Annotated in this window: 19 protein-coding genes; 8 read left to right on the top strand and 11 right to left on the bottom strand. The window is 71.9% G+C overall.

Translation table 11 applies throughout. The features are described from left to right. Nucleotides 1–159 precede the first annotated feature (159 nt). From IEZ27_RS33575 to holA, 3 genes are all read left to right on the top strand, one after another. Nucleotides 160–789 carry a ComEA family DNA-binding protein gene (locus tag IEZ27_RS33575; protein WP_189650933.1) on the top strand — a complete coding sequence of 210 codons (630 nt, stop codon included), beginning with the start codon at nucleotides 160–162 and terminating at the stop codon, nucleotides 787–789. A 1-nt stretch (nucleotide 790) separates the two neighbouring features. After that, nucleotides 791–3,469, top strand: coding sequence for a ComEC/Rec2 family competence protein (locus IEZ27_RS33580; protein ID WP_189650934.1), 2,679 nt, complete (start codon nucleotides 791–793; stop codon nucleotides 3,467–3,469). A 196-nt stretch (nucleotides 3,470–3,665) separates the two neighbouring features. After that, the gene (gene holA, locus IEZ27_RS33585) at nucleotides 3,666–4,637 is read left to right on the top strand and encodes a DNA polymerase III subunit delta (RefSeq protein ID WP_229824583.1); all 972 of its coding nucleotides are present in this window, start codon (nucleotides 3,666–3,668) and stop codon (nucleotides 4,635–4,637) included. A 472-nt stretch (nucleotides 4,638–5,109) separates the two neighbouring features. Here holA and IEZ27_RS33590 read toward each other — a convergent pair whose 3' ends face one another. Both IEZ27_RS33590 and IEZ27_RS33595 read right to left on the bottom strand, forming a co-directional pair. Next, complete coding sequence (locus IEZ27_RS33590; RefSeq protein WP_189650935.1) at nucleotides 5,110–6,249, bottom strand: epoxide hydrolase family protein; 1,140 nt, start codon at nucleotides 6,247–6,249, stop codon at nucleotides 5,110–5,112. Nucleotides 6,250–6,308: 59 nt separating this feature from the next. Further along, nucleotides 6,309–6,806 carry a MarR family winged helix-turn-helix transcriptional regulator gene (locus tag IEZ27_RS33595; protein WP_189650936.1) on the bottom strand — a complete coding sequence of 166 codons (498 nt, stop codon included), beginning with the start codon at nucleotides 6,804–6,806 and terminating at the stop codon, nucleotides 6,309–6,311. A gap of 68 nt (nucleotides 6,807–6,874) precedes the next feature. Here IEZ27_RS33595 and IEZ27_RS33600 point away from each other — a divergent pair, with 68 nt between their 5' ends. Then, entirely contained in the window at nucleotides 6,875–8,125 is a 1,251-nt protein-coding gene (locus tag IEZ27_RS33600) for an MFS transporter (protein ID WP_189650937.1), read from the top strand. A gap of 92 nt (nucleotides 8,126–8,217) precedes the next feature. Here IEZ27_RS33600 and IEZ27_RS33605 read toward each other — a convergent pair whose 3' ends face one another. The 6 genes from IEZ27_RS33605 to IEZ27_RS33630 all read right to left on the bottom strand — a co-directional run bounded on the left by IEZ27_RS33605 (nucleotide 8,218) and on the right by IEZ27_RS33630 (nucleotide 17,055). Continuing rightward, nucleotides 8,218–8,910 (bottom strand): ABC transporter ATP-binding protein, encoded by a 693-nt coding sequence (locus IEZ27_RS33605; RefSeq protein ID WP_185844588.1) that lies wholly within the window; start codon nucleotides 8,908–8,910, stop codon nucleotides 8,218–8,220. Beyond that, nucleotides 8,900–9,829: an ABC transporter ATP-binding protein gene (locus IEZ27_RS33610; RefSeq protein ID WP_125633415.1), complete on the bottom strand. Its 930-nt coding sequence runs from the start codon at nucleotides 9,827–9,829 to the stop codon at nucleotides 8,900–8,902. The genes IEZ27_RS33605 and IEZ27_RS33610 overlap by 11 nt, the downstream gene beginning before the upstream one ends. Next, nucleotides 9,826–12,417, bottom strand: coding sequence for an FtsX-like permease family protein (locus tag IEZ27_RS33615; RefSeq protein ID WP_189650938.1), 2,592 nt, complete (start codon nucleotides 12,415–12,417; stop codon nucleotides 9,826–9,828). The genes IEZ27_RS33610 and IEZ27_RS33615 overlap by 4 nt, the downstream gene beginning before the upstream one ends. Further along, nucleotides 12,414–15,473: an ABC transporter permease gene (locus IEZ27_RS33620; RefSeq protein ID WP_189650939.1), complete on the bottom strand. Its 3,060-nt coding sequence runs from the start codon at nucleotides 15,471–15,473 to the stop codon at nucleotides 12,414–12,416. Before IEZ27_RS33620 ends, IEZ27_RS33615 begins: the two co-directional genes overlap by 4 nt. Before the next feature lie 192 nt (nucleotides 15,474–15,665). Next, entirely contained in the window at nucleotides 15,666–15,935 is a 270-nt protein-coding gene (gene rpsT, locus IEZ27_RS33625; RefSeq protein ID WP_125633409.1) for a 30S ribosomal protein S20, read from the bottom strand. 130 nt (nucleotides 15,936–16,065) lie between these two features. Next, nucleotides 16,066–17,055, bottom strand: a complete 990-nt coding sequence (locus IEZ27_RS33630; protein WP_189650940.1) for a glycoside hydrolase family 18 protein — start codon at nucleotides 17,053–17,055, stop codon at nucleotides 16,066–16,068. A gap of 55 nt (nucleotides 17,056–17,110) precedes the next feature. Here IEZ27_RS33630 and lepA point away from each other — a divergent pair, with 55 nt between their 5' ends. Then, entirely contained in the window at nucleotides 17,111–18,946 is a 1,836-nt protein-coding gene (gene lepA / locus IEZ27_RS33635) for a translation elongation factor 4 (protein WP_189650941.1), read from the top strand. A gap of 139 nt (nucleotides 18,947–19,085) precedes the next feature. Here the strand turns inward: lepA and IEZ27_RS33640 are convergent, their stop codons facing one another. Beyond that, nucleotides 19,086–19,379: a hypothetical protein gene (locus IEZ27_RS33640; RefSeq protein ID WP_189650942.1), complete on the bottom strand. Its 294-nt coding sequence runs from the start codon at nucleotides 19,377–19,379 to the stop codon at nucleotides 19,086–19,088. Between the two features lie 66 nt (nucleotides 19,380–19,445). On the opposite strand from IEZ27_RS33640, the gene IEZ27_RS33645 reads away from it, so the two are divergent. Continuing rightward, nucleotides 19,446–19,937 (top strand): GNAT family N-acetyltransferase, encoded by a 492-nt coding sequence (locus IEZ27_RS33645; RefSeq protein WP_229824584.1) that lies wholly within the window; start codon nucleotides 19,446–19,448, stop codon nucleotides 19,935–19,937. 49 nt (nucleotides 19,938–19,986) lie between these two features. Here IEZ27_RS33645 and IEZ27_RS33650 read toward each other — a convergent pair whose 3' ends face one another. Continuing rightward, the gene (locus tag IEZ27_RS33650) at nucleotides 19,987–21,561 is read right to left on the bottom strand and encodes a DUF6297 family protein (protein ID WP_189650943.1); all 1,575 of its coding nucleotides are present in this window, start codon (nucleotides 21,559–21,561) and stop codon (nucleotides 19,987–19,989) included. After that, nucleotides 21,558–22,181 carry a heme ABC exporter ATP-binding protein CcmA gene (gene ccmA / locus IEZ27_RS33655; protein ID WP_189650944.1) on the bottom strand — a complete coding sequence of 208 codons (624 nt, stop codon included), beginning with the start codon at nucleotides 22,179–22,181 and terminating at the stop codon, nucleotides 21,558–21,560. The genes IEZ27_RS33650 and ccmA overlap by 4 nt, the downstream gene beginning before the upstream one ends. Before the next feature lie 235 nt (nucleotides 22,182–22,416). Here ccmA and IEZ27_RS33660 point away from each other — a divergent pair, with 235 nt between their 5' ends. Further along, complete coding sequence (locus IEZ27_RS33660) at nucleotides 22,417–22,707, top strand: hypothetical protein (protein WP_125633399.1); 291 nt, start codon at nucleotides 22,417–22,419, stop codon at nucleotides 22,705–22,707. Nucleotides 22,708–22,785: 78 nt separating this feature from the next. Next, complete coding sequence (locus IEZ27_RS33665) at nucleotides 22,786–23,418, top strand: MOSC domain-containing protein (protein WP_189650945.1); 633 nt, start codon at nucleotides 22,786–22,788, stop codon at nucleotides 23,416–23,418. The last annotated feature ends 95 nt before the right edge of the window (nucleotides 23,419–23,513 follow it).

A 23,513-nucleotide genomic window follows, 5' to 3' on the forward strand; every position in this document is an offset into this window, starting at 1 on the left:
CGTGGGGCGGAGCCCTGGTCCGAGGCGTGGGCCGCTTTCGAGGCCGCGCCGCGATCTGAGCACCGGGCCGATCCGCAGTCCGAGACGTGGGCTGAATCTCAGGTCGCAGAGGCCCCGTCGCGGCCCACCGGCCGTCGGCTGACGGGCAGTCCTGCCCCCATGCCTCCCACCTTCCAGGCGTTCCGGGCCGCCATCACCTCCTCCCAACCCGCCACCGCCCTCGACCTCGGCAGGCCCGGCCTGCGTGTGCTCATTGCCGTAGGCGCCCTGGCCGTCGCGACCGCCGCCTTCTTCGTCTGGCGCTCCCAGCCCACCCCCGAGCCCCTGGCACCCCCACCCGCCATCGCCCCGCTGACGCCGTCGCCCACCGCCAAGGTGACCGTCCAGGTGGCGGGCAAGATCCGTAAGCCCGGCGTCTACCTGCTTCCCCAAGGCTCCCGGGTGACGGACGTGGTGACAGCGGCAGGCGGGCTCAAGCACGGCGCCGCCACAGGCTCCCTCAATCTGGCCAGACGCCTGATCGACGGAGAGCAGATCGTCGTGGGCGCCCCCGCAGCCGCGGCGGCTGCCGGATCTCCCGCCGTAGACCCCGCCACAACCATCCTCGACCTCAACTCCGCCACCTCCGACCAACTGGAAGACCTTCCCGGAGTAGGAGAAGTGCTGGCCGCCCGGATCGCCGAGTTCCGCGCCACCCACGGCGGCTTCACCAGCGTCGACCAACTCCGCGAGGTGAGCGGCATCGGCCCGCGGAAGTACGAGGAGATCAAGCCGAAGGTCCGCGTCTGACATGCCCGGCCTCGACCACCCCACGACCCCGGACGACGGCGACCACAGGCGCTCCTGGCCCCTCGTCCTCCCGGCGCTGTCCGCGTGGACCAGCGCCCTGCTCCTGCTCGGCCAACCGGCCGCTGTGGGCCTGACGGCAGCCGCGACCACCGCACTCGCCACCTGCGCCCTGGCCTGGCACACCCGCACCCCCTCCAGCCGTGCTCCCGGTCGCCTCTCCCGCTCGTGGGGTGCGTGGCGCAACGCCGTGCTCGCGACGCTCATCTGCGCCACGGCGGCCTCCGCGTCGGTCGCCTTCCGCGTGCAGGCGTTGACCGGCGGGCCGGTGGCCGAACTCGCCGCCAGGAACGCGACCGTGACCGCCCAGATCGTCCTGTCCGACGACCCGAAGCGCAGACCACACAAAAGCGGTCATTTCCACCGCGACAGCTACGTCATCCCCGCCACCCTGAAGACCATCGAGTCCACCGCAAGCCAAGGTCGCACCGGGGACGACCTCTCCTCCGGCGCTCACGGGACGATGAGCCAGGCGTCCTACCCGGCGAGCCGCCAAGCGGTCGACGTACCCATCACCGTCTTCGCCAGTGGGACCGCCTGGAGCGCCCTGCTGCCCAGCCAACGCCTGGAAGTCACCGGCCGCCTGGCCAGTCCCACTCCTGGAGATCTGGTGGCGGCCATCCTCCTCGTACGCGGTGAGCCCCGGATCCTGACCCCGCCCTCGTCCATGCAGACAATGGCCGGAGCCCTGCGAACCGGTCTTCGAACAGCCGCCGACCCTCTCCCGCCCGACCAGCGCGGTCTCCTGCCGGGCCTGGTGGTCGGAGACGTCTCCCGTATCGACCCGCAGGTGGCCGCCGACCTCAAGGAAGCGGGCCTGAGCCACCTGAACGCCGTGAGCGGTGCGAACCTCGCCATCGTGGCGGGTGCGGCCCTCGCGATCTCCCGCCTGGTCGGCCTCTCCCTGCCCCTGAGGGCGGTCTTCGCGGCCGTCGCGATGCTCGCGTTCACCGTGGTGGCCCGGCCGTCCCCGAGCGTTCTCCGTGCCCTCCTGATGGGGCTGGCCGCCGCCCTCGCCCTGGGTACGGGCCGGGCGAAGGACGGCCTCGCGGCCCTCTCCGGGACGGTCCTCCTGCTGGTCCTGTTCGCTCCGGACCTGGCCCGTTCGTACGGCTTCGCCCTCTCGGTGGCGGCTACCGCCGGCATCCTCCTCCTCGCTCCGCGCTGGCGCGACAAGCTCTCGACGGCGCCAACCCCTCAGAGGCCGACGAAAGCCGACGAGCCTGACGCCCAAGCGGTGGCGGCGGTGACCGGCCGGAGACCGCCGACGGCCGACCGGCACTTCGGGGCTGTCATCGATGGGAGGGAACGTATGGCGGACGCCGATGGCCGTCTCTCATCATCGCCTCCGGGAGACGGGGACACGGACCCTACCCACGCCGCGTCCAGGTTGTGCCGGTTGCCGAGATGGCTGGCCGAGGCGCTGGCCGTCTCAGCCGCCGCGCAAGCGGCCGTGACGCCCGTCCTGGTGCTGATGTCGGGCCAGTTGACGCTGGTGGCGGTGCCCGCCAACCTGCTGGTGGCCCCCGCCGTGGCTCCGGCGACGCTGCTCGGGTTCGCCGCCGCCCTGGTGGCCCCGATCTGGCCGGACGCCGCCGGCCTGCTGGTCGTCCCGGCCGGTTACGCGGTGGGCTGGATCGTCACCGTGGCTCGTTGGGCGGTGAACGTCCCTCTCACCACCCTGCCGTGGCCGGGTGGTCTCCCCGGTCTCGGCCTCCTCGCGATCGCCGTGGCCGTCGCGATTCCGGTGCTCAGGCACCGTCCGTGGAGGGCGATGGCGTTGGTGACGGCCGGGGCCGTGCTGGTGGCCGTACTGGTGATCCGGCCGCTGACCGGGCCTTGGCCGCCCAAGGGCTGGTTGATGGTGATGTGCGACGTGGGGCAGGGGGACGGGCTGGTGGTGGCGGCCGGGCCAGGTCGCGGCGTGGTCGTCGACACCGGCCCGGACCCGGTCGTGATGGACCGGTGTCTGCGCAGGATCGGCATCGAGGAGGTTCCGCTGCTCGTCCTGACGCATCCGCACGCCGACCACGTGGACGGCCTGCCGGGTGTGCTCAGGAACAGACGTGTCGGAGCCGTGGTCGTCAGCCCGCGACCGACGGCTGAGCAGGCGAGCGCCCGGATCTCGGCCGTACTGGCCCGCCATCGTGTCCCCGAGGGGAGCGCCGTACCGGGCACGCGATGGCGGTTCGGCCCGTCCGAGCTGACCGTCGTCGCCCCCGACCTGGCCTCAGGCACTGCGAACGGCCAAGGCGAGGGCAGCGTGATCAACAACTCCAGCGTGGTCATCCACGTACGATGGCGGGCCGGTTCGGCGCTGCTCGCCGGAGACCTGGAGACCGAGGCCCAGGACGACCTGGCCCGCCACCTCACCCTGCGCGCCGACATCCTCAAGACCCCGCACCACGGCTCGAACCGCCAGTCCCCGGCCTTCCTCGCCTCGCTGGGCGCACGGGCCGCCCTGATCAGCGTCGGCGCCGGCAACGACTACGGTCACCCCGCCACCTCGACCCTCGCCCTTCTCCATCGTCTCGGCGCCGCCGTCCACCGCACCGATCGATCAGGTGACCTGGCCGTCGTCGAGCACGAGGGGAGCCTGGCCGTGGTCCCCCGTGGTCCGTGAGCACCGGTTCCCGGAAGAGCGGGACCGGAGATCAGCGAGGCACAGCGCTCGATCCCTCCCACCACCCGTCCATCCAGCCCTTGGAGACCTCGTGGAACGCCTGATCACAGCCATGACGACGCCCGGCGTCGTCATGGATCAGCGGGGTGCCGCGTCGAGTACCAGGTTGTCGGCGACGCATGGCATGCTGCCTGACATGGCAGGAACCGATCCAGCACCTGTGACCCTGGTCCTCGGCGACGAGGAGCTGCTTGCCGAGCGGGCGGTGGGCGCCGTCGTCGCGGCGGCGCGGTCCGGTGATCCATCGGCAGAGGTGCACGATCTCCTCGGCGGGAAGGTCGCCACCGGCGAGCTGACCCAGCTGACCTCGCCGTCGCTCTTCGGTGACCGTTCGGTGGTCGTGATCCGTTCGGCCCAGGATCTGGCGAAGGACGTCATCACCGAGGTGGTCTCGTACGCGAAGCAGCCGTCCGACGACACCGTGCTGGTGCTGGCGCACCCGGGTGGGGTGAAGGGGAAGGCGCTGGTCGACGGGGTGAAGAAGGCCGGCGCCAAGGTCGTGACGATCAACAAGGTCACCAAGGCGGGCGAACGGCTGGAGTTCATCAAGGGGGAGGTCAAGCGGGCCGGGCGGAACATCGCCGGGGACGCGGCCCAGGCCCTGCTCGACGCGGTGGGGAACGACCTGCGAGAGCTGGCAGCGGCGGCCAGCCAGCTCGTGTTCGACACCGAGGACAAGACGATCAGCGCGGCGGCCGTGGCGCGCTACCACAAGGGGCGCGCCGAGGTCACGGGGTTCAACGTGGCGGACTCGGCGATCGAGGGGCGGCTGGCCGAGGCTCTGGAGCAGTTGCGGTGGGCTCTGGGCACCGGGGTCGCGCCCGTGCTGCTGGTGAGCGCGATGGCGGGTGGGTTGAGGTCGCTGGCCAAGGTGGGGAGCGCGCCGCGCAACCTGCGCGGGGGGCAGCTCGCCAGCCACCTGGGGATGCCGCCGTGGAAGGTCGACCGGGTCAAGCGCCAGCTGAACGGCTGGGGGCCGGAGGGGCTGTCCCGCGCGATCCAGGCGGTGGCCAACGCGGACGAGCAGGTCAAGGGGGGCGGCGCGGACACGGGGTATGCGTTGGAACACGCCGTACAAGTGATCGTCACCAGCCGTACCGGCCGGTAGGGAACGTCTTTCGCAGGCCGTATTGGGCTGTGGCGGAAGTTCCCGCCTCGGCCCGGTCGGCGACGGGTTCCTTCGAGCCATACGTGATCGGTGAGCCCATATGGCCAGCGACGGTTCGGGACCGTGCGTGGTCAGTAACAGGTTCACATGGGTCCTCAGACGGTTGGCGACGGCTCCAAACGAGCGCAGGGCGGGTGGCGAGGGCCCGCGAGCGCCGGACGGTTGCTGGGGGCATGCGAGAGCGGCCAGTGGTCTGAGTGAGGCCGGGGAACGCACGTCCTGGGGTGCCGAGCAGGTGATGGCCTCCACCGGCGCCTTCCAGAGGCGGCGCCTTCCAGAGGCCGCTCAAGCCGCTCGGCCGTTCAGTGGGGTGCCCCTTCCTGCCCAGTGGCCCACATGAGTGGGGCTGTTTCCCTGTCTGGCAAGCGAAGGCCGGGTGGGTAAGTCGTTTTGGGCTGCTTGGAGGGTGGGGTTAGTGGGGGCGGAGAGGGTGGAAGAAGGTGGTGAGGTCGGTTGCCAGTTGGGTGGGTTCTTCCAGGGGCATGAAGTGGCCGCCTCGGGCGGGGGTGTTCCAGTGGCGGAGGTCGGTGAGGGCGCGTTCGGCGAGGCTGCGGGGGAGGCCGGCCACGGACGGCTCGTGGCTGAGGGTGACGGCGGCCGGTACGGTGATGGGCGGCCGCGGCGGGTTCAGGTGCCAGTCGTAGTACGACTTGAACGAGGTGCCGATCGAGCCGGTGGCCCAGTACAGGGTCACGATGGTGAGCAGGGTGTCGCGGTCGAAGCGTGATTCCAGGTCGCCCTGGCAGTCGCTCCAGGCGCGGAGCTTGTCCACGATCCATGCGGCCAGGCCGGCCGGTGAGTCGATCAGGGCGGCGGCGATGGTGTCGGGACGGGTGAGCATGATCTCGCTGTAGCCGCCGTCGCGCGCGTCGTAGGCCGCTTCGGCGTCCAGGAACGCCTGTTCCTCGGGGGTCGGCGGCGGGTTCTCCAGGGAAGCGGGGGCGGGCGGGTGGATCAGGTGGATTCCGAGCACCTGGTCCGGATAGAGGGCGCCCAGCCAGCCGACGGCCGCGCCGCCGATGTCGCCGCCGAAGGCTCCGTAGCGTTCGTGGCCGAGGACCTCGGTCATGAGCGGATGCAGCATGCGGGCCAGCGCGCCTCGGGTGGCGGGTTCCGGGGGCAGGTCGGAGTAGAGGAAACCGGGCATGGACGGGATCACGACGTCGAACGACTCGTCGGGGTCTCCGCCGAAGCGGGCGGGGTCGGCCAGGCGTTCCGCCAGGGGCAGCATCTCCATGAAGCTGCTCGGCCAGCCGTGGCAGAGCAGGAGAGGCATGGGGGCGCGGCCGGTGCCGGGGATGCGGATGAAGTGGAGGTTTCGTCCCTGGATGGGGGCTTGGTAGTGGTCCAGCTCGTTGAGGCGGGCTTCCTGGGCGCGGAAGTCGAACCCGTCGGCCCAGTACGTCACCAGATCCCGTAGAAAGGCCGGGTCTGTTCCGCTCTCCCAGGGACGGGGGTCGAGCGGGCCGGTGAACCTGGTGTTGCGGAGACGGCTGCGCAGGTCGTCCAGTACGTCGTCGGGAACCTCGATACGGAACCGCGTCGCGGTCATGTGGTGTCCGGTGTCTGGAGGGTCATTCCAGCATGGGTATCACCGGACGCCTGTCGGTCTCAATGTGATTGATGCGGGTTCGTCTCCGCGTGGAGCAGGAGCTGCTTGAGCAGGTTGTCCAGGATGCCCTGGTCGCCGGGGGTGAGGGCGTTCACCATGTCCGTCTCCAGTACGGCCAGGACGGCCATGGCGTCCGTCCAGAGGTCGTGGCCTTTGGGGGTGAGTTCGACGTCCACGCGCCGGCGGTCTTCGGTGCTGCGGATGCGGCGTACGAGACCTGCTTTTTCCAGCGTGTCGAGGCGGCCGGTCATGCCGGCGGGGGAGAGCAGCAGCTCGGCGGCCAGTTCGGTGGGGGTGGCGGTGCCGTCGTGGGCCACGAGCCGGTGGAGCGTCTGGAACTCGAAGTCCTGCAGCCCCGTCTGGGTCAGCGCGGCGGCCTTCGCGTGGGCCAGGTGTTTCACCAGCGACTGCATGCGGGTCACGATCGCCTCCACCCGCTCGTCGAAGGGGGCCTTGCCGCGCCAGCGGGCCAGATGACGATCGACGGAGTCCTCCACGAGACCAGATCATACGTCGGCTAGTAATTTGTTGACGAATTATTCGCTGACGAAATACCTTGGCGGTCATGTCGTATTCGTCGCTTGCCGGGGCCAAGAACCGGTTACTGGCCGGGCGCTGTGTGTCCGCGCTCGCCACCGCCATGATCCCCACCACGTTGACGCTCGCGGTGTTGCGGGCCACGGGGTCGGGGGAGGCGCTGGGGGTTGTGCTGGCCTGTGAGATGGTTCCGCTGCTGTTGTTGCTGCCGGTCGGGGGCGTGCTGGCCGACCGGGTCCGGCCCGAACGGGTCGCGCTGCTCGCCGACCTGACGCGGTGCCTGGCTCAGGGGGTAATGGCGGTCGAGTTGCTGCTCGGGGTGGATCGGGTGCTCGATCTCGCCGTGTTGTCGGCCGTCGCGGGGGCGGCGATCGCGTTCGGCAGTCCTGCCGTGCCACGGCTGGTGGTGGCGGTGGTGCCGGGGGCGGACAGGTTGCGGGTGAACGCCCGGATCGGGGTGGCGACCAGCGTGTCGGCGGTGCTCGGGCCGGCCCTCGCCGGGACGCTCACGCTGGCCGCCGGGCCCGGGTGGGCGGCCGGGCTCACGGCGATGTTGTTCGCCTGCTCGGCGCTGACCCTCGGTGGGGTCCGCACAGCCGGCGCAAGGGTGACGGTTGGTGTGAGGGCTGGGTTCTGGAGGGAGTTGGGGGAAGGGGTCGGGGAGGTCAGGGGGCGGCCGTGGTTCCTGGTCTGTGTGCTGGGGCACGGTGTGTGGCACTTCATGGCCGGGTTGTTCCTCACGCTGGGGCCGGTGGCGGCGGTTCAGCGGCTCGGAGGTGAGGCCGGCTGGATGATCATCGTGCAGAGCGGCACGGTCGGGCTGGTCATCGGGGTGCTGGCCGCGCCGAGGTTGCCGATCCGGCGGCCGCTGGTCGCCGTTCAGGTGGGGGCGGCCTGTTATCTGCTGCCCATGGTGGCGTTGCCGGCGGCGGTGGGGTTCGGGTTGCCGGTCGTGGTGGTGGCCGCCGCGTACTTCGTGGCCATGGTGGGGCTCGGGGTGCTCAGTCCGCTGTGGGAGACGGTGGTGGCGGAGGAGATCCCGGAGGGGGCGTTGGGGCGGGTGCGGTCGTTCGACCAGCTCATCTCGTTCGCGGCGCGGCCGTTCGGGCTGGCGGTCGCGGCGCCGCTGGCAGGCGCGGTCGGGATGGCGGCGCTGATGGTGACGGGTGGGGTGCTGGTCGCCGTCGCCAACCTCGCGGCGGTGGTCCGCTCGCCCAGGACCGCGCCCCCTCGGGCCGCCGGGGACCTGGACCGGGTGACGGTCCGGCGGCACGACTGAGGAAGGGGGCGGGCGGCCAAGGCGGGTGGGGGCCAGGGGTAGGGCCAAGGTGGGTGAGAGCTGAGGCGGGTGGGCGGGGGTAAGGCGGGGGGTCAGGTGAGGGCGGGTTCGCGGACGACGCCGTCGCTGATCTCCAGGACTCGGTCCGCCAGTGTGATCAGGCTCGGGTCGTGGGTGGCGACCAGCGCCGTCACCCCTTCACTCCGTACGAGCGCCCGCAGCAACTCCATGATCTGCCGCCCGGTCTGCGAGTCGAGCTGCCCCGTCGGCTCGTCGGCCACCAGCAGCCTGGGCCGGTTGGCCAGGGAACGGGCGATCGCCACCCGCTGCCGCTGCCCGCCCGACAACTCGTACGGCCGCTGGTTCACGTGCTGCTCCAGCCCAACGAGCGCGAGCAGCAGCCGTACGCGCTCCTCCCGCTCGGCGGACGGCACGCGGGCCAGCCGCATCGGCACCCCCACGTTCTCGGCCGCCGACAACACGGGGATCAGCCCGAAGGACTGGAACACGAACCCCACCACGTCCCGGCGCAGCGCCAGCAGGGCGTCCTCGGACATGGACGTGACCTCGTGCCCGTCCACGACCACCCGCCCGGCGTCGGGCCGGTCCAGCCCGCCGATCTGGTTGAGCAGCGTGGTCTTGCCCGACCCCGAACGCCCCCGTACCGCCACCAACTCCCCGGGGAACACCTCGAAGGACACCTCGTGCAGCGCGACGACCTCCTTGGGCCCGCTGCGGTAGACCTTGCGGACCCCCTCCACCACGACCAGGGGCTCATTGCTCATGGGAGGGCTCCTCTCGGGCGGGCCAAACGCCGATGTGGTCGGATTCGAGTTCGAGGCGCACCCGGCGTTCCATGTCCAGGGCGTTCATGAAGTCGCGGGGGAGCTGCAGGCGGCCCACGCGGTCCAGCACGGCGTACTCCTCGGCGACGATCTGCCCCTCGGCGCCCTCGCGCCGCAGCGTCTCGCTGCTGGTACGGCCGTCGCGGATGCCTACGGTGCGGTCCACCTGCTCCGAGACCAGCGGGTCGTGGGTCACGATGACCACGGTCACGCCGAGCTCCCGGTTCGCCTTGCGCAGGGAGTCGAACACCTGCTCCGACGTCTCGCTGTCCAGCTCGCCGGTCGGTTCGTCGGCCAGGATGAGCTGGGGCTCGTTGGCCAGGGCGACGGCGATGGCGACCCGCTGCTGCTCGCCGCCCGACATCTCGGGGGTGCGGCGGTCGGCGCAGTATCCGACGCCCAGCAGCTCCAGCAGCTCGCCGGCGCGGGCGCGGCCCGCCCGGCCGCCGCCGGCCAGTTTCATGGGCAGCTCGACGTTCTCCCTGGCGGTCAGGTACGGCAGCAGGTTGCGCGCGGTCTGCTGCCAGATGAAGCCCACGACGGAACGCCGGTAGCGCAGCCGGTCCTTGGCCGTCATCGCCAGCAGGTCCGTACCCGCGACCCTGGCCACCCCCGCGGTCGGCACGTCGAGCCCCGACAGCACGTTGAGCAGCGTGGACTTGCCCGATCCGGACGCGCCGACGATGGCGACCAGCTCGCCCTTGTCGATCACCAGGTCGAGGCCCTGAAGGGCGACGACCTCGACGCCCTCGGTCTTGTAGATCCGGACGAGGTTGTCGCAGACGATGTGCGCGTCGCCGCCGAACGCGCTCTTCTTCTCCGCGGCCTTGGCTTCCAGCTCTGACAGGGTCGGGTTCATGTGAGGTCCCCCACTCGAAGGACGGCGCCGAGGCTGCGACGACGGCTGATGGCGGTGTGCGCGTACGCGCCGAGCACGGCCACGACGGCCAGCCCGGTCGCCAGCGCGGTCGGCGTGACGAGGTCTAGGGAGTAGTCGCCGACGGGCAGGTCGCCGGCGTAGGAGGACAGGTCCACGCCCGGTCCGAGCGCCTCTGGCAGCCCGAGGCCGAGCAGGAGACCGGCCAGCGCGGTCAGCAGGATCATCGGCATGATCTCCAGGACGGTGAGCCGCTGCGCCTGCCGGTCCGACAACCCGAGCGTACGCAGGAACGACAGCGCCCTGGCCCGGTCGGCGGCTCCGACCACCAGCGAGAGGATGACGGCGACCAGCGCGTACGCGGCCAGCGCGACCGTGACCACCATCAGCGTGGTGCGGACCGTGCTGGTGAGCGGGTCGTCCTGGATGGCGGCCAGCGCCAGCGTCTGCGACTCCACCGTGCCCAGCGGGACCATCCGGCGCAGCTCGTCGACGGCGGGGTTGCCGCGGATGAGCAGCGTGTTCACGGCGGGGCGCACGAGCTGGTCCAGCGGCATGACGATGAACTTGCCCTGGCTGTAGAAGCCGGGCACGGACGTGATCACGCCGCTCTCGGGCAGCTTGAGCCGCGACTGCCAGCCGATCTCGTACGTGCCGCGCCCCTTCAGGTCGGGCGAGACGAACGCGCCGCTCCCGGTGGGCACGTCGATGGGCGCGCCTCCCAGCAGCCGCCGCCACTCCGCCAGGTTCACCGCGATGGCCTCGGCGCGCTCGGCGCCGTAGCCGACCTGGACCCGGCCGGTCTGGGCGAGTACGACCTGCTCGACGCCCGCGACCTTGCGCACCCGGTCGATCACGTCGGCCGGGATCTCGATCCGCGACGTGATCTTGACCGGCGCGCCCACCTGCTGCCAGGACGCCAGCCGCTGCGTGCTCACCAGCCCGTCGGAGATCACCGCGGCGAACACCGACACGCCCAGCGCGGGCAGCAGGATCAGCACCGGCAGCACCGAGGCCGAGCGCGCCCTGGCCGCCCTGGTCAGCCCCAGGAACGGCACGGCGCCCGGCCGCCGCGCGGCCAGCCGTACGAGCAGCCGCAGCGGGTACGGGTAGCAGCGCAGGATGACCACCGCCGCGGCCAGCGTCAACGCGATCGGCACCACCAGCAGGAACGGGTCGAACCCGGCGGAGGCGGCCAGCCCGCGGGTGCGCAGCAGGTAGGCCCCGGCCAGCGCGAGCACCACGACCAGCACCTCCAGCGTGAGCCGGCGGGCGGAGGGACGGGCGGTGGCGACGTCCTCGCGGCGCTCGTCCAGCGGGACGCGGTGCGCGAACGCCAGCCCGGCGGCGGCGAACCCGACGGCGGCCGCCATGACCAGCAGCGGCCCGATGTGCACGACCGGCAACACGGGTCCGGGTACGAACCAGGACAAGGCGTACCCGACGAGCCCGGCGGGCACGACGGCGAGCGCGGTCAGCGCCGCCCCGGTGCCCGCGACCTGCCGCAGCGACCCGCCACGCGCCCGCGTCAGCGCCAGCGTGTGGTCGAGCCGGCCGGCCAGGAGCTGCACCGCCAGCACGATCACGCCGGCCGCCACCAGCAGCAGGCCGCCGAGCACCAGATACATGACGGTCTGCGCGGTGGACTGGGCCGCCAGGAAGTCGGTCAGCAACTTGGGCAGCGCCGTCATCACCCGGTACGGGCTGAACGAGCCCGACGCCTGCAACCCGATCACGCGCTCGAACTCGCTGACCGCCGTGTTGAGGTCGCTGGTGGCCAGCGCGTCCGCCTTGTCGGGGGCGATGGGCAGCACCCAGTTGTAGGACAGGTTGCGCCCGTCGCCGCTGAGCACGGCCAGCCCGTCGTCGGACATGACCGTCGTGATGTGCTTCTCGAACTCCAGCTTGCCCGGCGGCAAGATCCGGGTGACGGAAAGGATGTCGGAGTTGTGGCTCCAGTAACGCTCGTTCGGGTTCTTGGCCCTGAACGCGCCGACCAGCCGCACCGCCACGTAATGGCTCTCGCCGAGCACCTTGACCTGGCCGAGCCGCAGATCCATCGCGGGCAGCGCGGACTCGACCAGGCCCACCTCGATCAGCGGGATCGTCTCGCCCTCGAAGCGCGTGGTGGAGGGCTTGCCCGGCGGCCGCCCCTGGACCCAGTCCACCCGCCTGTCGGCGTCGGACAGCCAGCCGAGATTCATGAACATGGTCCCGCCCGAGCCCTGCAGCGGGGTGACCACGGTCTTGGCGCTCATGTGGCTGTCGCCCGTACCGGTGGGGACCACCAGGGGCCGCAGCGCCGGGGGCAGGAGCCTTCGCCAGCGCTGGTCCCTGGACTCGAACTGGCCGCGTTCGTTGAGGTCCTCCTCCTTCGACATCGACGCGACGGTCACGGTCAGGTCGGCCTGCTCCGCGGGAGCGGTCCGCAGCGCCTCGTGCAGCGCCTGGTCGAACGACGACTGCATCGCCCTGGGCAGCCCCGCGACGAGCAGGCAGGCGCTCAGCGTCAGCACGAAGAGCACGGCCACCGCGCCCAGGTGCGTCCGGGCCAGCAGCGGGATCCTCACTGTTCCTCCCGAAGGCCGAGACCCTGCCTGCGCAGGTTGCGGGCCAGCCCGGCGACGATGGCGAGCAGCACCGCGGCCACCCCGGCGAGCATGGCGGCCGTGGCGCCCCACGGGATGTCCAGCACCACGCCCGGGGTGACCGCCGAGGCCTGCCCGGTCAGTACGATGTGCGGCACCACGAGCATGCCCACGACTACGGCGAGCCCGGTCCCGGCCGCCAGCGACAACCCGATCACGAACGTCTGCTCCATCGCCAGCATGCCGAACACCTGCCGCGAGCTCACGCCGAGCGCCCGCAGGATCGCGAACTCGTTCATCCGCTCGCGGGCCGCGACCGCCGCGTTGACCAGGAACCCGAGCGCCGCGAACACCAGCGCCGCGAAGAAGCCCAGCATCAGCGCCCCCTGCAGCCCGCTGGCCAGTGGGTCGTCCTGCAACTTGGTGGCCAGGGCGCGCTGGTCGAGCGCGGTGACGTCCCACGCGGGGCGGCCGGTGAGCGCCTGCGCCGCCCGGCCGTCGCCGGTGGCGAGCCACCATTCGGTGGCGGGCCTGGGCAGTTGCGCCGCGGCCAGATCCTGCGCCTGCATCGTCCCCCAGTCGGCCAGTACGGCATGTTGCCCCGCGGTGGTCGTCGGCATCGTCTCCACGACGGCCACGACCTTGACGTCCATGACCCTGCGGTCGATGCTGGCCCGTCCGACCTGGCCGACGCCCAGCTTGAGCGCGGTCGCCAGGTCGGCGGTGAGCACGACGGGCAGCGGCCCCTGGACGGGCGGCGACCCGAAGGCGGCCATCGCCGGCTGCCGGCCCGTCGCCTTCAGCGACATGGCCGGCACGGTCACCGGCTGCCCGTCCGCGCTGATCCCGGTCACCGTCAGGCTCGCGCTGCCCTCGGACGGCGCGCTCCCGACCAGCCCGCGCAGCGACAGCGGGTACGTGATCTTCCCGCTCCGCCCCGCCATCGCGGCCAGGTCCACGTCGATCGTGTTCTCGCCCGCCTTCAGCACGCCCAGCGACACGTCCCGCCAGACGCCCAGCGCGTCGGACAACACCAGCCGCAGCGGCAGGTCGGCGTCCGCCGTGGCCCGCAGGGTGAGCGCGGCGGGCCGTCCAGGCAGGTCCAGCTTGCCCGCCTGCGGCCCGGCCAGCGCGCGGGACATCTCGGCGACGGGCCGGTCCGACAGGTCGGGACGGAGCTGGAACAGCGTGCCGAGCTTGGCCGCGTCGATCCCGATCAGGACGGCGTTCTCGCTGCTGACCTCGGTCTGGCCGCGGAAGACCGGCGAGGCGGCGGTCACGCCGGGCAGCGCCGCGAACGCCGTGCCGCGCCCGAACGGGCCCAGCTCCGGCGCGTCCGGCGGCCCGGACAGCCGCAGGTCGGCCCCGGCCTGGTGACGGGCCTGGTCGAGCTGGGAGCCGCGCCAGGTGGAGGAGGTGGCCATGGACACGATGCCGATGGCGATGGCCATGGTGAGCAGCAGCGCGGGGCCGGCGTACTTGAGCGGGCGCCTGCTGACCTGCCACGCGCCGAGCGCGGGGGCGAGGGTGGGCCGCCTGGAGGTCACCCGTTCGGCGACCGCGGAGATGCGCGGCACCAGGCGCAGGCCGAGCATGCCGCCGGTGAGCAGGGCCAGCGCGGGCCCGGAGATGATCAGCGGGTCGATGCCGAGCCCGCCGCCCGCGGTCGCGGTGACCGGCGCGCCGTAGTGCTGGAGCTGCCAGATCGCCAGCCCGGCCACGGCCAGCAGCGCCACGTCGGCGCCCGCCCGCTCGATCAGCCCGCGCCCGCCGCCGCGCCCGCGCGCCGACTGCTCCTCCACGTACGTGCGCCGGGCGCCCGCCAGCGCGGGCAGCACCAGCAGCACCGCCGAGGCCAGCGCCACCGCGCCCGACACCAGGAACGTGCCCAGGCCGACCGTGGGGTCGAGCCGCACGCCCGACGCCCTGATCCACGGGATCCGGTTCACCAGCCCGAGCAGCGGCGGCCCGAGGAACGGCGCGACGACCGCGCACGGGATCGCCACCAGCAGCGCCTCGCCGCCGGCCAGCGCGGCCAGCCGCATCGTGCCCGCGCCGCGCGAGCGCAGCAGCGCCACCTCCATGCGCCGGTGGTCGGCCAGCAGCCGCGCGGTGAGCATCAGCGCGTACGCCGCCAGCAGCAGCAGTTGCAGCACCGGGATCAGCATGGTCGAACGGGCCACCAGGGAGGCGGTGTCGAGCTGGGTGAGCATCTCGGGCAGGCGGCTGGTGGTCACGCAACTCGCGCAGCCGGCCGCCTTCAGGTGCGGGCCCACCTCGCCGACCGCCGCGGCCAGCGGGCGAAGCTGGGCCGGCGTCAGCGCGCGCAGGTCGGGCTCGGCGGTCCAGGTGGCGTTCACGTTGGTGGCGAAGCGGCCGATGAACGTCTCGCGCGCGACCATCAGCGGTCCGTACGTGGTGAAGTCGCCGCGTTCGACGCCCCTGCTGAGCAGCTGCTCGCCGGTCCAGCGTTCGCCGAAGGGGTCGTCGAGCTGGAAGACGCCGGTGATGCGGACCTTGACGGGCTCCGGCGACAGGCGGCCCACGGTGGTCAGCTCCTGGCCGACCTTGAACCCGGCCGCCGAGGCCGCCGACAGCGAGACCGCCGCCTCCACCTGGCCGTCGGCCGCCTTGGGCCAGGCGCCGGAGACGAGCTTGGCGTGCTGGTCGAGGCCGTCGTAGCTGCCGAACCGCAGCAGCTCCGGCCGGTCCCTGTCCTCCTGGCCGGGCATGGCGTAGGAGTCGGAGTGGAAGCTCGTGGTGAGCGTGGGCGCCTTGGTGTACGCCTTGGTCAGCTCGGCGCGTACCGCCTGGTCGTAGACAGGGAACGTCTTGGCGGTGACCGGGGCGCTGATCGTCGCCGAGGTCTGGCGCAGGGAGGCGGTCTCCATCGTCCTGCGCACGCCGGCGTCGGCGATCGAGGAGGCGTACATGGTCAGCGCGACCAGCGTGGTGGTGGCGAGCAGGATCGAGCCGAACGCGGCGAGAAGCAGCAAAGGCTCGCTGAACGCCCGTTTGACGACCAACGGCCCCCGCATGTGTCCCCCTTCGTCCGTTTAGTGAACCCTCACGGAGAGGCGGACGAGGTGGCAAGGTGATCTTGTCAAGGGATGCGCAGCCGATACGCGGCAGCTATGCCCATGTGATATCGAAACTGTGACAAAACGCGCACAAAAACAAGAACGCCGCACCCCTATGAAGGAGTGCGGCGTCGGTGCTCGCCGGTGGTGTTACTTGGCGGCCAGGGCGGCGGCCTGCTTGGCGATCGCAGACTTGCGGTTGGCGGCCTGGTTCCTGTGGATGACGCCCTTGCTGACGGCCTTGTCGAGCTGGCGGGCGGCAACCCGCTGCAGCGCCGCCGCCTGCTCGACGTCGCCCTGCTCGGCGGCCTCGCGGAACTTGCGGACAGCCGTCTTCAGAGAGGACTTGACCGCCTTGTTGCGCAGGCGCGCCTTCTCGTTCTGCTTGTTGCGCTTGATCTGGGACTTGATGTTCGCCACGAAGAAGCCTCGGTGAAAGTCTAAGGATGGATGGGGCGCGCGGGCTCGAGAGAGGGCGCGCCACACGCAAGTGAACAGGGTACCAATAACCCGGGCGGCTGCTCAAATCAACGCACCGGGCCTTCCCAGTTTAGGCCAGCCAGCGGGTCATGTACTCCTTCCAGTCCTCTTCGGTGGCGGCGAAGTCGACGTACAGGGCCAGGCCGAAGCGGTCGCGGCGGCCGTGGTCCGACAGGGCCAGCTTGGCGCCCTCGGCGGCCATCGCCACGCTCTCGGCGGCGTCCAGCCAGGCCAGGCCGTGGTCGTGGTAGGCGGGGGCGCCGATGAACAGCGACTTGCCGGGCGGCACCAGCTCCAGGGCGAGCCCGGCCTGCCGGGCCACGTAGCCGCCGTAGAGGGACTGCGTGGGGGCGCCGGAGTCGTACGTCATGATCGCGACCTGGTCCACCCGGTTCACGACCTGCTGGAAGTAGCCCTGCGACCAGTACTTGTCGTGGCCGAGCGCGAGCCGGGCCGCCGGGCGCATGAGGGGATAGGGCTCGATCTGCGGGGTCGAGGTGGACAGCAGCCTCGTGTACCTGCGTGTCCCGTCCAGCAGGGCGAGGAACTCGGTGTCGCCGTCGCCGATCGGCTCGAAGTTGTAGTGGATGCCGTCGTAGCCCGCCTTCATGATGTCGGCCACGCCGGCCAGGACGTTCGCGCGGGCGCGGGGGGCGTCGAGGTCGAGACCGTTCTTGACGGACTGGCCGAGCCAGGCGGAGACGCGGACGGCTGGTAGGCGCTCATGCATCCATTTCACGAAATTTCCGGCGTTGGGGTGCTTTGCCGGGTCGAGTCGGCCGTCCCACTCGAACGGACCGGAATGTACGTACACATCCTTGATGCCGGTGGCTCGCAGGCGTACGGCCAGTCGCTCCACGTCCTGCTCCGTACGGCGGCCGTCCACCCAGGCGTGGCCGAGCCAGAGAGCGTCGTTGCCGGTGCTCTTCGCCCAGGCCGCCGGGGCACCGGTAAACTGGAGGCGGAGCGCGACGGCGAGGAGGCCGGCCAGCGCCACCACGACGGCCACGGCCAGCGCGACCAGGCGCAGGCCGCGGCGGATGACGGTCCGGAGAATCATCCGGGCATGTCACCATGAAAGACGCTTGACCTCAACCCTGTCGAAACGGACTTCGGTGCGCACTCAGCCTGGCCAGACCGACCCCGCGTTGATCCGCAACTTCTGCATCATCGCGCACATCGACCATGGCAAGTCGACCCTTGCCGACCGGATGCTGCAGATCACCGGTGTGGTCGACGAGCGCTCCATGCGCGCCCAATACCTCGACAGGATGGACATCGAGCGCGAACGCGGCATCACCATCAAGTCGCAGGCCGTGCGGCTGCCGTGGGACGGCCACGTCCTCAACATGATCGACACTCCCGGGCACGTCGACTTCACCTACGAGGTCTCCCGGTCCCTCCAGGCGTGCGAGGGCGCGATCCTGCTGGTCGACGCCGCGCAGGGCATCGAGGCGCAGACCCTGGCCAACCTCTACCTGGCCATGAACGCCGACCTGCACATCATCCCGGTCCTCAACAAGATCGACCTGCCCGCGGCGCAGCCGGAGAAGTTCGCCGAGGAGCTGGCCGGGCTGATCGGCTGCGACCCGTCCGACGTGCTCAAGGTGTCGGGAAAGACCGGCGTGGGCGTACGCGAGCTGCTCGACCACGTGGTGCAGACCGTTCCCGCGCCCGTGGGCCAGGCCGACGCCGCCGCGCGGGCGCTCATCTTCGACTCCGTCTACGACACCTACCGCGGCGTCGTGACGTACGTCCGGGTCATCGACGGCCATCTGAGCAAGCGCGAGCGCATCCTCATGATGTCCACCAACGCCACCCACGAGACGCTGGAGATCGGCGTCATCTCGCCCGAGCCCAAGCCCTCCGAGCGTGGCCTGGGCGTCGGCGAGGTGGGCTACCTGATCACCGGCGTGAAGGACGTGCGCCAGTCGCGTGTGGGTGACACCGTCACCTCCTCGGTCAAGTCGGCCAAGGACATGCTGGCCGGCTACGAGCACCCCAAGCCGATGGTGTTCTCCGGGCTCTACCCGATCGACGGCGACGAATATCCCGAGCTGCGCGAGGCGCTGGACAAGCTCCAGCTCAACGACGCCGCGCTGGTCTACGAGCCGGAGACCTCGGCCGCGCTGGGCTTCGGCTTCCGCGTCGGCTTCCTCGGCCTGCTGCACATGGAGATCGTGCGGGAGCGGCTGGAGCGCGAGTTCGGCCTGTCGCTGATCTCCACCGCGCCCAACGTGGTCTACCGCGTGGTCATGGAGGACGGCAAGGAGCTCACGGTCACCAACCCGTCGGAGTTCCCCACGGGCGGCAAGATCGCACAGGTCTTCGAGCCGGTCACCAAGTCCACCATCCTCGCGCCCGCCGAGTTCATCGGCGCGATCATGGAGATCTGCCAGGGCCGGCGCGGCCAGCTCCTCGGCATGGACTACCTGTCGGAGGACCGCGTCGAGATCCGCTACACGCTGCCGCTCGGCGAGATCATTTTCGACTTCTTCGACCAGCTCAAGTCGCGCACCCGCGGCTACGCCTCGCTCGACTACGAGCCCGCCGGCGAGCAGGAGGCCGAGCTGGTCAAGGTGGACATCCTGCTCCAGGGCGAGGCCGTCGACGCCTTCAGCGCGATCGTCCACAAGGACAAGGCCTACTCCTACGGCGTCGACATGGCCAAGAAGCTGCGCGAGCTGATCCCGCGCCAGCAGTTCGAGGTGCCGATCCAGGCCGCCATCGGCGCCCGGGTCATCGCCCGCGAGAACATCCGGGCCATCCGCAAGGACGTCCTGGCCAAGTGCTACGGCGGTGACATCTCCCGTAAGCGGAAGCTGCTGGAGAAGCAGAAGGAAGGCAAGAAGCGGATGAAGATGGTCGGCCGCGTCGAGGTGCCCCAGGAGGCATTCGTCGCCGCGCTGTCCACCGACTCCAGCGCCGCCGCCGACAAGACCAAGAAGTAACCCCGGAACGCCCGCGGACGCCTGAGCTGTCCGCGGGCGCTTCATGCTCGGCACGGCACCGGCGCGGCCGGTCCGCGGGTCCGTCAGGCCGGGTGGCGGGTTCGCGGGTCCGTCGGGCCGCCGCCACGCGCCGGGGAGGTCATGGTCGTTCCTCCAGCCAGGCGTGCGGTTTGGCGGTGAGGTGACGCAGGCCGTCCTCGCCGAGCTCCACCCAGTCACTGCGGGCCCAGCCGCCGGTGGTCTGGGGGGCGAACCCGTGCCGCCGGAACAGCGCCGACGCCTCCTGCTGGGTGAGGCCGCGACGGCCCCATTCGGCGATGACCCGAGCCGTACGCTCGGCCTCGCCCGCCTCCTCGTCCCCCAGCGCGGCGGCCAGCTCCTCCAGACCGCGCGCCATGAGCCGCAACGACGCCTGTACGCGGGCGATGTCCATCGACGCTCCTCATCGCTCATCGATCGCTGCCGATAGCCTAGCGATCGAAGAAGCTACCCTGAAGGTATGGAAGTGGTGCACACGGAACGGATGGTCCTCTCCCGGGTACGCCCGGAGGACCTCCAAGCCGTGCACGAGATCCACGCCGATCCGCGGACGAACCTCTACAACTCCGCCGGCCCCACCGTCGACCTGGAGGCCAGCCGGGCCATGCTGGACCTGTGGCTGGCCGACTGGGACGAGACCGGGATCGGCTACTGGGCCGCCCGCCTGGCGGGGCAGTCGCGGGTGCTCGGCATCGGCGGGATCCGGCACGCCGCCATCGAGGGTACGGACGCCCTCCACCTCTACTACCGATTCCGCCCCGACGCCTGGGGCCACGGGTACGCGGTCGAACTCGCCAGGGCGGCCCTGCGCGTCGGGCGCGGCCTCGGCACCGTCGTGGCGGTGATCGGCGACGCGAACGCGCCCTCCCGCCGGGTGGCCGAGAGGGCGGGGCTGCACAGGACGCGCACGATCCCGTACGGGGGCGTCCCGAGCGACCTCTACGTCGCCTGACCGCCCGAAGGCCGCGACCGCGCGTCCGGGCGTGCCCTCGCCTTGAGGCTCACCTCGCGTCCGGACGTGATCTCGCGTCCGGGCGTGACCTCAGCAGGACGCTCGCCAGCGCCGTCAGGCCCGTCAGCGCCTGCGCCGCCAGGAACGCGCCCGGCTCGGCCGGTCCGGTGGCCAGCGCGACCACCGCGGGCAGGGAGCCGATCAGCGCCAGGTCGGCGCCCGTCGCGGCCCACATCACCGGGCCGGTCGGGATCGCGCCGCCGGGGGTGTCGATGACCGGCATCGAATGGTCGACCGGGCCCCTCCTGGCCATCCGCAGCGCCCCGGCCGCGAGCGCGGGGGCGGAAAGCAGGCCGAACCACCACGTTCCCGGCGGCAGGCCGCCCGCCGCCGCCACGCCGGCCAGGGCCAGGGCCGCCCACGTACCGCCCAGCAGCGCGGGCAGCAGCGCGCGCGCCGCGAGCGCCGGACGCCGGCCCACGCCGGCGAGGCGGGCCAGGGCGGGGTTGTCGGCATCCCGGCGCGCGCCGGACGTGCCGGAGGCCGCCACGGCCAGCCCGCCGCCGAGCACGGCCAGCGCGAGCGCCACGGGAGCGCCGCCCGCCTGGGCGAACACCGCGGGCAACGCCGCACTGGCGACCGTCGCCGCCAGCCGCCAGGGCCTGCGGCCGAGCCGCACCCAGTCGGACCAGGCCAGCGCGAGCGGCGCGGCCAGGCGAGGCCGGGCCGGTGCGAGCGGCGCGGGCAGGGCCGGCCAGCGCCGTGAGCTGAGCTTCCTGGCCCGCCAGTGGTTGTCCTCGGCGATCCAGGTGAGCGCCCCCGGATCGAGGGTGACGGCCGCGTCGGCGACGTGCCCGGCGCGGGTGGAGGCGGTCAGCAGCAGGCGGGTGGGGATGGTGGCCAGCGCCTTCCAGGCGCGACGGGCCAGGACCGCGGCGAGCGCGGCCATGGCCGACGCCGTGGCGGCGAGCGCGGGCAGGGGGGCGTTCGCGGCGGCGGCGAGCACCGTACGGGCCTGGCCGCTGACGGCGACCACGGCCAGTACGAGAAGCGCGGCCAGTACGCCGGTCAGCCAGACGTGCCAGGTCTGGGACGCCTGGGAGAGCATCGCCAGCGCCATGCCCGCCACGCTCGCCGCCACGCCCAGCGCCAGCGCGCCGAGCAGCCGCCACACGAGGTCGCCGGGCGCGCCGAGCGCCGCGAGCAACCCCAGCCCGAGCAGCAGCCCCGCGACCAGGGCGACGACCATGAGCACCCGTCCCGTACGGCCCAGCAGGTGCCGCCGGTTCAGCGGCGACATCAGCAACCAGGACGCTTCCGCCGCCGGCATCATCACCGGCCCCGCCATCCGCGCGACGGCCAGGCAGCCCGCGAAGGCCAGCAGCACCAGGGCGATCCCCGCGCCCGTACGGCCCGGCGCCACCGCCCCCTCCAGCCCCGCCAGCACCGTGGACAGCGGCTGCCCCAGGACGGCGGCCAGCATGCACAGGCCGAACACCGAGACGTAGCGATCGATCAGCCCGGCGGGAGCCCGGCCCCGCGCCCGTACGAACGCCCGCACCGCCCGCACGCTCGGCACGCTCGGCACGTCCCCACCCGCTCCGGCCGCGTCGGGGTGCGTCATGCGGTCACCCCGGTGGGGGAGACCTGGCGGGCGGCCCCGGCGAGGGTCTCGTCGTGGGTGGCCATCACGACGGTGCCGCCCTCGTCGGCGTACTCCTCCAGGAGCCGCGCGAGGCGGACGCGGAAGCCGGCGTCGAGGCCGCGTTCGGGCTCGTCCAGCAGGAGCAGCGTGCTGGGCCTGAGCAGCGTGGCGGCCAGGCAGAGGCGCTGTCGCTGGCCCGTGGACAGGTTGAGTGGCGGCGCGTCGGCCCGTTCGGCCAGCGCGAACACCTCCAGCGCCGACTCGACCGTCATGCGCGCCTCGGCGTGCACCGCTCCCATGAGCTCCAGATGCTCACGCGCCGTCAGCCCCGGATACCAGGCGGGCTCGTCGCCGAGCAGCGCGACGCTGCGCCAGAAGGCCGCGTCGTCGGCGGGCTCGGCGCCGAACACCCGCACCGTCCCGGACGTGGGGGGCTGGAGCCCGGCCAGGCAGCGGAGCAGCGTGGACTTGCCCGAGCCGTTCGGCCCCACCACCGCCACGATCTCACCCTGCTCGACGGCCAGTTCCAGGTCGCGCAACACCGGATTGGCCCCGAGTTCGACCGTGAGGCCCGCGACATCGACGATCAAGCTGCTCATCGTTCGAGCGTAGCCACTCACCCGCCCACCCGCGCCGCGACGGCCACCCACCCGCGCTCGCCGCGAGGGGCCCACCCGCCGCACGCCCGCGCCGCCCGCAACGGCCGCCCCCCAACGCCCGCCCGCAACTGCCGCCCCCCACCGCCCACCCGCCGCACGCTCGCTGTTCGCCGATTCTGTCGGTGGCGATCGCTAGTTTTGCTGTTCCCGAACACCAGTGCTACTGGAGGGTGACGTGATTGCTTCTGAGCGATTCGAGCGTGCCGCTGTGCTGGGGGTGGCCGTGGCGGAGGAGACCAGGCGGTTGCTGCGGCTTCACCTGAGGCCCGCCGAGGTGGGCGGAGACGGCAAGGTGGTGGTCGACGTGCCCTATCCCGACGCGGCCGTGGTGACGGCGCTGCTCGACGTCGCGGCCGAGTGTTTCGGCGAACGCGGCGACTCGGTCGAGGAGACCAGGCAGGCGGCGCTGGAGACCCTGTTACAGCTGGCCGAGCTCGACGCCGACTCCCAGCTCAACCGGAGGTGACGGGGAACGTCGCAGACTTCTCCAGAAAGGCGGAAATATCGGTGCACTCCGCCCTTCTTTGTCGGTTACCGTCACGACATGCACATACTCTCCGTCAACGTCGGGAAGTCGGTCGACGCCGAATGGGCCGGCAAACTCGGCCGTACGGCCATCGACAAGCAGCCGGTGGCCCATCGGGTGCAGGTGCTGCGCAACGGGCTCACCGGCGACGAACGGGCCGACACCCCCAACCACGGCGCCCCCGGCCATGCCGTCTACGCCTATGCCCGCGAGGACTACGACTGGTGGCAGGGCGAGCTGGGCCGCGACCTGCGCCACGGCCGCTTCGGGGAGAACCTGACCACCGCCGGCCTCGACGTCAACGGCGCCCTCGTGGGCGAGCGGTGGCGTGTCGGCGGGGCTCTGCTGGAGGTGACCGGGCCGCGCACGCCGTGCGTGGTGTTCCGCAACTGGATGGACGAGCCGGGCTGGCTCAAGCGCTTCACCCGCGCGGCCAGGCCGGGGGCGTACCTGGCGGTGGTGGAGCTGGGTGAGCTGGGCGTGGGCGACGAGGTGGAGATCGTCTCGCGGCCGGAGACCGGGATGACCGTGGCGGACGTCTTCCGCGCCCGCCACGGCGACGACGAGGCGCTCGCCCGGATCCTCGCGGTCCCCGGGCACGACCCCGAATGGGACCGGATGGCCGAACGCACCGGCCGGGCAACCACCTAGCCCGCTCCACCCGCCTCCCGAGCAGAGCTCAGGGGCGGGCCGGAGGGTTTTCGAGCGGAGGGAGCCGACACCGCCCGCCTCCCCCCTCCCGAGGC

Source organism: Nonomuraea spiralis, assembly GCF_014648435.1.
GTDB classification, from domain to species: Bacteria; Actinomycetota; Actinomycetes; order Streptosporangiales; family Streptosporangiaceae; genus Nonomuraea; species Nonomuraea spiralis.

Excerpts from the sequence above, each read along its gene's own strand:
- IEZ27_RS33575 (WP_189650933.1), top strand. The coding sequence starts at position 160 with ATGCCTCCCACCTTCCAGGCGTTCCGGGCCGCCATCACCTCCTCCCAA.
- IEZ27_RS33580 (WP_189650934.1), top strand. The coding sequence starts at position 791 with ATGCCCGGCCTCGACCACCCCACGACCCCGGACGACGGCGACCACAGG.
- holA (WP_229824583.1), top strand. The coding sequence starts at position 3,666 with ATGGCAGGAACCGATCCAGCACCTGTGACCCTGGTCCTCGGCGACGAG.
- IEZ27_RS33590 (WP_189650935.1), bottom strand. The coding sequence starts at position 6,249 with ATGACCGCGACGCGGTTCCGTATCGAGGTTCCCGACGACGTACTGGAC.
- IEZ27_RS33600 (WP_189650937.1), top strand. The coding sequence starts at position 6,875 with ATGTCGTATTCGTCGCTTGCCGGGGCCAAGAACCGGTTACTGGCCGGG.
- IEZ27_RS33605 (WP_185844588.1), bottom strand. The coding sequence starts at position 8,910 with ATGAGCAATGAGCCCCTGGTCGTGGTGGAGGGGGTCCGCAAGGTCTAC.
- IEZ27_RS33610 (WP_125633415.1), bottom strand. The coding sequence starts at position 9,829 with ATGAACCCGACCCTGTCAGAGCTGGAAGCCAAGGCCGCGGAGAAGAAG.
- IEZ27_RS33620 (WP_189650939.1), bottom strand. The coding sequence starts at position 15,473 with ATGCGGGGGCCGTTGGTCGTCAAACGGGCGTTCAGCGAGCCTTTGCTG.
- IEZ27_RS33630 (WP_189650940.1), bottom strand. The coding sequence starts at position 17,055 with ATGATTCTCCGGACCGTCATCCGCCGCGGCCTGCGCCTGGTCGCGCTG.
- IEZ27_RS33640 (WP_189650942.1), bottom strand. The coding sequence starts at position 19,379 with ATGGACATCGCCCGCGTACAGGCGTCGTTGCGGCTCATGGCGCGCGGT.
- IEZ27_RS33645 (WP_229824584.1), top strand. The coding sequence starts at position 19,446 with ATGGAAGTGGTGCACACGGAACGGATGGTCCTCTCCCGGGTACGCCCG.
- IEZ27_RS33650 (WP_189650943.1), bottom strand. The coding sequence starts at position 21,561 with ATGACGCACCCCGACGCGGCCGGAGCGGGTGGGGACGTGCCGAGCGTG.
- ccmA (WP_189650944.1), bottom strand. The coding sequence starts at position 22,181 with ATGAGCAGCTTGATCGTCGATGTCGCGGGCCTCACGGTCGAACTCGGG.
- IEZ27_RS33665 (WP_189650945.1), top strand. The coding sequence starts at position 22,786 with ATGCACATACTCTCCGTCAACGTCGGGAAGTCGGTCGACGCCGAATGG.